This is a genomic window from Peribacillus sp. P4_C12 (assembly GCF_056402095.1).
Genome location: NZ_JBFUIB010000122.1, coordinates 1 through 9149 on the forward strand (window position 1 = coordinate 1; position 9149 = coordinate 9149).

The window sequence follows — 9149 nt, forward strand, 5'->3', positions numbered from 1 at the left end:
TAATCTCAGGGAGCAAGCTCCCATCGATTCGCTCGACTTGCATGTATTAGGCACGCCGCCAGCGTTCGTCCTGAGCCAGGATCAAACTCTCCGAAGAAATGTTTGACTTGCTCATTTTGCTTTTTGATAGTGTGTGCTCACTTTTAAAAATTAACGTTGGCGCTTTGTTTTGTTCAGTTTTCAAAGAGCAATTTTATCGTCGTTCTTTCGAACAACTTGTTTAATCATCATAACACGCTATTGATTAGTTGTCAACTTCTGCGAAGTTTTTAACTTATTTTAAATCGCTGTGTTTTTCAGCGACCATTTCATCTTAACATTTCCATAATAAGAAGTCAATAGTTATTATTTCTTTTAGTAATCTACCAAAAGCGGATGATTTTTTTGTTTGTCGTACTTGGTGCTTATTTATATTAATCCTTTCCTACCTTAAAGTCAACTGATTTTTAGCTATGAATCTTTTTTTCTTTTTTAATTCATTTATTAGATTATATAAAGGTGTTAACTTAGTATAAATGCTTGTTCTAGTAATAATTCAAACAATGGCTTTCCTCTAAAGACATTTAAACCTTTCATGATTCTATTCTTAAAAAATCTAAATGTCCTCTCTCTAACTATTAGTCAGTAAAGTGAATTTCTAAAAACAAATCCTTCCGGAGAGCAATGACTAACTAATTATCAGGGATTGATAAATGAAAGATGCACTTGGAAGAAAGATAAAGTCGTGGTCATCTATATTCAATCAAAATCCATAATTAACTCACAAATAGTTATTGAATAGCTTCTATTACAATACCTCAATGTTCAAGCACACGTAAGAACCTAGCAAACCTGTTAAGGTTAATACAGACGCATTGGACATATTAAAGGATTCACCCAAAGAGGTGAAAGAGTCAAAACATTTTTATCAACAGATATCTACAGATAGACAATGAAACCAAAGAAAGTAACTTTATCCTTTATATACGAATGTTAAAAATTATTTTTATTAAAATAGTAAATTCCCCTCTTTACCTACTCTTTCTTAGAGAATGTGGAAAATGTAAAGCCTTTGTCTATAATAGGCTCCAATCTACCATCGATACTGATGCTCGTACTGGATAAAAGTCTGAAACCCGTTTTATGAAGCAAAAAAACACATTTATCCATGTCTGAAGAATCATTACTTGTGTTAGATTCAGTTCTAGTAAAGAAGCAGAGTGATGCATATTCAACTTATTGAACGAATCTTGAAAAATGAGTAAATATTAAAGAAATATTAGCTGATATCCTACATACCTATTATCTAAATATTAGAAAAATATTTTTTTTACAAATTTACTGTCATGTACTATAATAAATTTATTTTAAAAGATTGAGGACAGACTTTTAATCATTATAAAAATAGTTGGGAGAGGGATTTATAAATGATTAATAAAAACACATCTTTGAGGATGCAAAGTATCGTTTTTATAGGTTTTATGGGGGTAGGTAAAACCACAATCGGACAAAAAGTAGCCAGGAAATTATATAGGGATTTTATTGATATAGATCAAGAAATTGAAAGAGAATTTAACATGCCCACCACAGAAATATTCAAGAAGTTTGGGGAAAAGACTTTCCGCGAAAAAGAAAAAAGTATGATTGATTACTTTAGCCACCAGCAATTGAAAATTATTTCCGTTGGTGGAGGGGCTTTTTTACAAGAGGATATACGGAAAATTTGTCTTTCTAATTGTATTGTGTTCTACCTTGACTTATCTTGGGATTATTGGAAAGAGAGAATAGGCTTGCTTATTGATAGTAGACCAGTGTTACAAAGTCGAAGCCTTGAAGAAATAGAAGAACTTTTTAATACTAGACAGGAAATTTACTCCTATCACCACTCAAAAGTGAATACGAATGATCTTGATGTTGAAGAAGTAGCAGATTATATTGTTGAATCATTGAAAGTGGCTTGGGATATTTACGAACCACTTAAGTAATTCCACGAGTTGATTGCCCAAGCCCTATAAAACCTAAGAAAAGAATAATAGAAAAGATGAAAAGAATACAGCGATAAGAGATACTCCCTCTTCCTGTAGACTAATCACCTTTTTTTCTTTTTAGGAGGATTCTCTAATAATCAGTTCGGGGTTTAATATAATACGCTGTTGTTCATGATCAATATTCACCATTTTTTGGTGCAAAAGATTCGCAGCTTCTTTTCCCATACGTTGAGGAAATGAAGAAACAGTCGTTAACGGCGGATGATAGATTTCTGCAACTGGAACATTATCGAATCCTACGATGTCTATATCTTGACCAGGAATCAATCCTTTCATCCTTAACCCTTGCATAACGCCGAAAGCAATTAGGTCGCTAAAGCAAAAAATTGCTGTAGGGGGATCAGGATTATTAAGGACTTTAAATACAGCCTCTAACCCTCCCTCTCGTGTCGGAGCACTATCTATCATTAACGATTCGTCAACTTCCAAGCCCGATTTGGAAAGGGCTTCGCGATACCCCTCCATTCTCTCAATCCAAGTAGAAGATTCCCTAATCCCTCCAAGAAATGCAATCCTTTTATGTCCCTTTTCAATCAAATGATTAACAGCTATTCGGGCTCCTTCTGGATAGTTAATACCTACATAATCGCTATTTACTTCAGGTAATTCTCTAACAGCAAGAACAAATGGCGTATCAATCTCATTTAATCGATTAATCGTTTCTTGTGTACTTTCAGAGACGGGACAAAGAATTAAGCCGCCTACTCTATGTTCCAACATAGTTGAAAGGAGTTGGTCTTGCTTCGTAACTGAATCAAATGTAGTTCCCAACAAGACCGTATATCCGACCTCTTCTAATGCATCATGTACACCTATCAGGAATTCAGAAAAAAAAGTGTTTGAAATATCAGTAATAATTATTCCTACAGTATCGGAACTCTGCGACCTTAGATTTGCTGCAATTCTATCGTAAACGTAACCCAATTCACGCATGGACTTTAAAACCTTTTTTCGTGTTGCTTCCGAAATTCGAGGGTTATTACGAACGATAAGGGAAGCAGTGGACGTAGATACGCCAGCATGCTTCGCTACCTGTTGCAATGTGACTCGACCTTTTTTGGGTTGTTTCATCGTTCAATCACCATCTTGAGTGTATTTTTGATGTATTGATTATAATCATCAATTCTTACTATAATAATAATATAGTTGTAGTTATTATTATACCCATAATATAAATTGCTTTATTGTACATAGTTCAGTCACCGCTTATTAGTAATTTTAATGCTATATACACAGAAGTTTCCCCTATTCATTACTATTGCAAAAAAAAACACCATCCTAATTCTTGAAGATGGAGTTTTGAGTAATCAGTCTCTTATCCTTATTTAAGTATTATCGGATGTTTAGTTAATTTTTTATACCGATAATTCACAAAAACTGCAGCTAGAATCCCTAAAGTTGCGATAAAACAATCAAATAGGAATATATGCGATATATCTCCACTTTTAGCGATTAACCCTGTTGCGATGGGTAAGACAACACTCGCTAAACTAGAGGCAGTTGAAACGATTCCCGTTACTGTTCCTTTTTTCTTCCAGAAAAGCTCAGCCATTATTGCAATGGTTAATTGAAAAATTCCAGCTGTAGAAGCTCCAAGGAAAAAAGAGGTTACACTTAGTACAAGTGGTGTATGAACGGTAAGAATAACAATGACAGCTATTAAAGTAATCATTGGATAAAGTAAAATGACCGTCACAGGTTTCAGCAATTTTTTCAACAAGACGGATAAAAGCAGAACAGAAATAAGGGATCCAACGCTATAATAGCTTAACAATTTAATCGAATTGGAAGCAGACATCCCCGCGACTTCTTGCCCAAAACTCGGTAACCAGATTTGCGAGACTGTAAACAAGGCAGTAGATGTAAAACCAATAATAATAAGCGCTAGCCCCTCTTTCCACAATTCAGGTTCACTTATAAACTTACTCAATTGCAATTCGTCTTCTTTACTATTATGACCGTCTTGGACTTTTTGAAATGAAGTAAAAAACAAAAATATCATGTTTAAAAAATAGATAACCGCCGGTAATAAAAAAGCATACCCATAAAACAAATTGTTATCAGAAAGAAACAAGATGATAAATGGTAAAACCGTTGCGCCAAGTGAAACAAAAGCCTTAACCATTACGCTTGCAGAACTAGCAGATTTCGGAAACATTTCTGTAAGCGCTGGATATGTCCCCGCATCCATGGCAGAGTTAGAAACACCCGCAAGTAACGCAAACACAAAGGCTATCTCATAAGTTGGAGAAAATGGAATCCCCACTAAAAAGAATAACATGACAATAGTTGAGACAATGATTAACGGTTTCCTTCCAAATCTATCTGACAATATTCCTGTTATACCATACGTAAGCAATCTTCCAATACCTATTGCAGCAATTAGATAACTGATGCCAGTTGAATCTGTATCCCACTGTTCTGTTAAAGCGACCATGTTCGAAGCGAGAATTATATTGACCATCCCTAATAGAAAATAGTTAATATACATCCCTGATGCCGCTTTAAAATACTGATTTTTCATTAATTACCCCCCCATAGTAAATCACGATGTAATTTTTCTCCCATTAAAGAACACGAAAGTTTGAAAAAATGAAATCTCTAAAAAAACTTAATCTGATCTTTTAATCACTGTATTTTTTTATAAAAATACAGTTTTCAATCCCCATTATGATATCCTATAAAATTAAAAACAATTTTTCAAAAAAAGAGCTAAGAAAAACAGGAAGTACACTCCCTGTTTTTCTTAGCTCCGAGGTCTATTGCATTCATATGCTGTAAGTTCCTTAACACCAAACACTAAAAAACAATTGAGTTCAGCAGGGGTCGCACAAACCTCTATTACTATAAGCTGGAGAGCAACCTCCACAGTGGAAGCTTATTAATCTGCAAAAATTTGCTCTTTAATATAATCAACAGGCATTTGTTGACCTGTCCACAATTCAAATGCTAAAGCACCTTGCCAAAGCATCATTCCAAGACCATTAATCGCTGTAGCCCCGGCAGCTTCGGCTTGTTCCATAAGTTTTGATTTACGTGGAATGTACACAACGTCTGTAACAATTAAATCAGAGCGTAGCATTGATTCGTCTTGAATGACACTTAAGCCTTCAAGTGGTTTCATACCAACGCCTGTTCCATTTGCCAAAATATCACTAGTTTCGATTTCAGCTCTTAATTGTTCAAGGTTCTCAAGTGGATACACATTTGCTTTCACATTTAAGTGCTTCATATCTTCATTAATGATTCGTACGTTTTCTTCTGCTTGTGGGAAGAAAGCATCATCACGCGCAAAAATGCTAATTTCAGCAAGTCCTTCTAGTGCTGATTGAATAGCAATAGGTGTAGCAGCGCCACCAGAACCGATAAGAGTCATTTTTTTGCCTTTGATATCTATACCATGTTCTTTAAGGTTGCGAGTATATCCCATTCCATCCGTACTGTGACCGACGAATTTCCCATCAACATTGACAACTGTATTAACCGCTCCTGAAAATTTAGCACTGTCTGCCAATTCATCTAAGTGTGGAAGGATTTTCATTTTATTTGGCATTGATACATTAAAACCTTTTACATTTAATGCTCGCATTCCTTTTACAGCATCCTCCAATGATTCATTTCCAACTTCAAATGCTAAATAAGCACAGTTTAATCCTAATTTATCAAATGCTAAATTGTGCATAGCTGGTGATAAAGAGTGTCCGATAGGTGTTGCTAAAAGTCCTACTAATTCTGTTTTTCCATTAATACGTGCTAAATTTCCCATGATTCAATCCCCCTGATGTATGATTCATAAAATTTTATATAAATTCCTTCTAGGAAGAAATCCAATGAATTAAATATTTTGATCAATAGTTTCTAAAACACTTCTTAATTGAGATACAGGAATTTGTCCAGGTGCCGATGCTTCTTTTCCAGCACCAAATGTACAAGCTGAACCAAATACCGCACCGGTTAACCGGCTAACCAGGCCTGTCCCCGACATAGACATGGTAATAAACGGACGATCCGCATATTTAGTTTTCATCGTGTGAGTTGCATCTAATAAAACAAGTAGATCGTCTACACTTTGAGGCATGACAGCAATTTTTGGAATATGAGCTCCATACTCCTGCATTTTACGCAGTCGGTAAATAATTTCTTCTTTTGCTGGTGTCTTATGGAAATCGTGGTTACACATAATTACGTATACACCATTTTCCTCAGCAACCTTTACAGTTGCCTTGACATCTGACTCTTCATAAAATAATTCTACATCCACAAGATCAATATTCTTTGTTCGAATCGCTGTATGAAGTAATTCAAAATAATATTGATCCGTAATTTCTTTGTTGCCACCTTCTTTATGACTTCTAAAAGTGAAAAGAAGAAGAGTACTCGGTAAGGATTTTCTTAATTTTGAAATCATTTCCGAAACGGAGTTTAAGCTTTCAACATGTTCATACACATCTACACGCCACTCAATGATATCTGGCTCCAAAGATTTTACCGTTTCAACTTCTTGAAGTAGCTCTTCTTGAGTTGTCCCCATTAATGGAACAATGATCTTTGGAACGCCTTCTCCGATTTTAAGGTTTTTGATGGTAATCGTATGCATGGATTTTTCCCCTTTTTATCATCAGTGAGGGCTTTCGAACCTCACTGATGTTTGTTAGTAAAACCTGTAAAAGATTATGACCTGACTTATGACTTTTTTAAACAGATGGAACTTTAATCACCTTTTTATAACGATAGGCAACAAAAACAGCCAATAAAATACTAACGATTGCAATTCCAACATCAAACAAGAATACAGCAGTTAGACCTGCACTCTTAGAAATCATACCTGTAATGAATGGTATGATAATAAAAGCTGAACTAGCTGCAATGTTTACATAAGATGTAATGGTTCCTTTATTGGCTGGGAAGAATTCGGTAATAATTGTCATGGCCAATTGGAACACACCTGCAGTTGATAACCCAATAAAGAAAGCACTCAAAACAGTCATGAATGGTTGCTGAATATAAATAAGAGACAATAAAGAAATTGCGGCAATTACCGGATAAATAATCATAACTGTAATAGGTTTTATTACTTTATTTAATAAAACTGCTAGTAAAATGACTGAAACAAGGGACCCAATGCTATAGTAACTAAGCAATTGAACAGATTTAGCCTGTGTTAGATCTAATACTTCTTGTCCAAATTTAGGGAGCCAAACTTGTACAAGCATGAATAGAGCAGTTGATGTAAAACCTAGAAGAATAACGGCCAATCCTTCTTGGCCAAACTTTGGTTTTGATAAAAATTGTGGTTCAGCTGTTTCAACTTTATCCTCACTTTGGATATCACTTGGAGTTTTATGATTCGGGAATGATACCCTAAGTAAGAAAAATCCATTAACAAGGTAAACAGCTGCCATCAAGAAGAATGTATATCCGTAAAATAGATCTCTAGCAATAAAAAACGCCATAATGAATGGAAGAATTGTTGCACCAATTGAAACAAAAGCTTTAATTAATACAGTTGCAGAGCCTGCTTTCTTTTGGAAAGCTTCAATAAGTGCAGGATACGTCCCTGCGTCTAAAAATGAGTTAGCGATACCAGCACATATTGCAAAAATAAATGCTAATGTGTAGTTAGGAGCCAATGGTATTCCCACTAAGAAAATCAGGTAGATGAAAGACGCCGATACAACAAAAGGCTTCCTTCCTAATTTATCCGACAGTCTTCCAGCAAAAAACAGAGAAACTAACTTACCAATACCTATTGCTGAAACCAGGTAGCTAATTCCTGATGCACTCGTATTTAACTGGTTAGACAAATTTTCCATATTTGACCCGATGATGATGTTGATCATACCTAAAATAAAGTAACTAATATATAAACCTATTGCCATTTTTATATATGAATTTTTCATAAAACACACCCCTATGTTAGTTATTCAAAAGTTGTCAGAAATGCAACTTAGTTATTAAGCTCTTTCTTAAAGCTTCCCCCTTGCGCCAGTATATTTAAGAAAACGAACGATAAATATAAGCTTTAACATATATAGTATATCGTTCTACTAAATTTTTTTAATAGTTAGTATATCGTTCTACTATTATTCAAATCAAAGTTAGTATATCGTTCTACTAAATACTTGAACTCCCCCGCTGGATTAATTGGGTCTAATGTTGTTCAAAATGAAATCAGTAGGTCCAAATTAAATACGTAAACACAACTGTAATCCATACCCTTTACTGGAGTTACTTACTTAACTATATTTAGTATATCGTTCTACTGAAGTTATTATACTGCGCTAATTAAATTGTGTCAAACTTATGAAACAGTCCCCTCTATTCATATATTTCCTTGAAAATCTCTTTGCCTATTTCAAGGAAATTCTGTTTCTTTAAAGAATGCTTCTTTAAACTCTCTAAAACTCCTTTCTTTAGAGTTGTATTGACGATTATTCCTCAACACACTCTTAACCGAGTGAGACCTCCTTAAGGATGGTTTGTCTTCTATGTGCTCAGGACTCCGTATGTTTAATGAAGTGTGTATTGTGACTAATTTTAACTCTAAAATATGTTTTTCTCATATATTTTCTTTTATCAATATCCCAGTTACAGAGGCGACAGAGCAGTGTGTTTCCACTCTACAGTGATAGATAAAAACCATTTACCCTTTTCACCTTTGAAATTTTGGCACCTGCTATTTTAGGCTCTTCTGGCTTTAAGGTCTAATATTGAATTCACAAATTTTTTGTTGTAATAAAATCAGAATTTACCCTGAACCCCAGCATATATATAATCCATGAAAAAATCGGGACTATTACCAACTATCGATTACTTAACCCATTAAATTTCTTAAAGATTTTTATTCAATACTCTTTCCCATTATATAAACACAAAAAAAGACCAGCCAAGGATGGCTGATCTTTTCAAATTGGCTTGGCGGCGTCCTACTCTCACAGGGGGAAACCCCCAACTACCATCGGCGCTGAAGAGCTTAACTGCCGTGTTCGGAATGGGAACGGGTGTGACCTCTTCGCTATCGCCACCAAACAATAAAGGAACGTTGTTCCTTCAAAACTAGATAATAAGAAGGTATTTCATTTTTTAAAGCGTGGTTAAGTCCTCGATCTATTAGTATCAGTC

General features: G+C 34.9%; 6 protein-coding genes and 2 rRNA genes. 1 reads left to right on the plus strand and 7 read right to left on the minus strand.

What is annotated here, in order from left to right; genetic code table 11:
- Positions 1-97 (minus strand): 16S ribosomal RNA (locus AC1DUW_RS15340); the annotation flags it as partial.
- A 1309-nt stretch (positions 98-1406) separates the two neighbouring features.
- On the opposite strand from AC1DUW_RS15340, the gene AC1DUW_RS15345 reads away from it, so the two are divergent.
- Positions 1407-1964, plus strand: a complete 558-nt coding sequence (locus tag AC1DUW_RS15345) for a shikimate kinase (protein WP_477642890.1) — start codon at positions 1407-1409, stop codon at positions 1962-1964.
- A gap of 120 nt (positions 1965-2084) precedes the next feature.
- On the opposite strand, the gene AC1DUW_RS15350 is transcribed toward AC1DUW_RS15345, so the two are convergent.
- From AC1DUW_RS15350 to rrf, 6 genes are all read right to left on the minus strand, one after another.
- Complete coding sequence (locus tag AC1DUW_RS15350) at positions 2085-3098, minus strand: LacI family DNA-binding transcriptional regulator (RefSeq protein ID WP_053349100.1); 1014 nt, start codon at positions 3096-3098, stop codon at positions 2085-2087.
- A gap of 250 nt (positions 3099-3348) precedes the next feature.
- Entirely contained in the window at positions 3349-4551 is a 1203-nt protein-coding gene (locus AC1DUW_RS15355; RefSeq protein WP_053349101.1) for an MFS transporter, read from the minus strand.
- Positions 4552-4908: 357 nt separating this feature from the next.
- A complete protein-coding gene (locus tag AC1DUW_RS15360; RefSeq protein ID WP_053349102.1) occupies positions 4909-5793 on the minus strand; it encodes a shikimate dehydrogenase in 885 nt (294 codons plus the stop codon).
- Between the two features lie 69 nt (positions 5794-5862).
- Positions 5863-6624, minus strand: coding sequence for a type I 3-dehydroquinate dehydratase (gene aroD, locus AC1DUW_RS15365; protein WP_477642891.1), 762 nt, complete (start codon positions 6622-6624; stop codon positions 5863-5865).
- A 97-nt stretch (positions 6625-6721) separates the two neighbouring features.
- Positions 6722-7927: an MFS transporter gene (locus AC1DUW_RS15370; RefSeq protein WP_477642892.1), complete on the minus strand. Its 1206-nt coding sequence runs from the start codon at positions 7925-7927 to the stop codon at positions 6722-6724.
- Positions 7928-8940: 1013 nt separating this feature from the next.
- Positions 8941-9056, minus strand: a 5S ribosomal RNA gene (gene rrf, locus AC1DUW_RS15375).
- Positions 9057-9149: the final 93 nt, after the last annotated feature.

Excerpts from the sequence above, each read along its gene's own strand:
- AC1DUW_RS15345 (WP_477642890.1), top strand. The coding sequence starts at position 1,407 with ATGATTAATAAAAACACATCTTTGAGGATGCAAAGTATCGTTTTTATA.
- AC1DUW_RS15350 (WP_053349100.1), bottom strand. The coding sequence starts at position 3,098 with ATGAAACAACCCAAAAAAGGTCGAGTCACATTGCAACAGGTAGCGAAG.
- AC1DUW_RS15355 (WP_053349101.1), bottom strand. The coding sequence starts at position 4,551 with ATGAAAAATCAGTATTTTAAAGCGGCATCAGGGATGTATATTAACTAT.
- AC1DUW_RS15360 (WP_053349102.1), bottom strand. The coding sequence starts at position 5,793 with ATGGGAAATTTAGCACGTATTAATGGAAAAACAGAATTAGTAGGACTT.
- aroD (WP_477642891.1), bottom strand. The coding sequence starts at position 6,624 with ATGCATACGATTACCATCAAAAACCTTAAAATCGGAGAAGGCGTTCCA.
- AC1DUW_RS15370 (WP_477642892.1), bottom strand. The coding sequence starts at position 7,927 with ATGAAAAATTCATATATAAAAATGGCAATAGGTTTATATATTAGTTAC.